Origin of the sequence: Aeromonas sp. QDB14, from assembly GCF_027707845.1 — a bacterium.
In the GTDB taxonomy this organism is placed as follows: Bacteria; Pseudomonadota; Gammaproteobacteria; order Enterobacterales; family Aeromonadaceae; genus Aeromonas; species Aeromonas caviae.
In genome coordinates, this window is record NZ_JAPCJD010000218.1 from 1 (window position 1) to 599 (window position 599).

Genomic DNA, 599 nt, shown 5'->3' on the forward strand with positions numbered 1-599 from the left:
CCATTTTGCGCAAGCCGAGGTTGATCCCTTCCGCCAAGATAACGTTCATTAGCCCGATCCGGTCAGCGCAGGGTGCTCCTGTGCGCAGATGGGTGAACGCTTCGGTGAAGCCGGTCGCCGCATCCACCTCCAGCAGGAGATCGGTGATGCGCGTGGGCGGGATCTGCTTGTAGAGATCGAGCACCAGATCTTCGGCGCCTGTCGGCGCGGCGGCTTCGAGTTTCTCGATATGCAGAACGCCGTTCTCAATCGACCCGCCCGGGATCGTGCCTGCGCGAGCGGCACGGCCAAGCTCGCGCAACCGCATGTCGAGGCGAGCTTGCCGGTCTGCCAGCCATTCCTCCGGCCGCAATGGCACAGCGAGACGACCGCCTTCCGCGATGGCTTGTGCCGGAACGAGTGCGTGTTTCAGATCGCCATAGCGCCGGGACCTAGTAAGCCAGACATCTCCGGAGCGGAACGCATCGCGCAGATGGAACAGCACCGCGATCTCCCATAGGCGAGCGTCGCCAGCCCTCTGGGCCCGAAGGTGGCGATGCCATTTCGAGCTGGGCCGCAAGAAGCTGGTCATCGCGGCATCGTTCAAACCGGTACGAAGG

At 63.6% G+C, this 599-nt stretch carries 1 protein-coding gene; it reads right to left on the bottom strand.

Features of this window, described 5'->3' with window-relative positions; translation table 11 throughout:
* Window positions 1–599: Tn3 family transposase (locus PG887_RS22600; RefSeq protein ID WP_270822976.1), on the bottom strand; the 599-nt coding region annotated here is incomplete at both ends.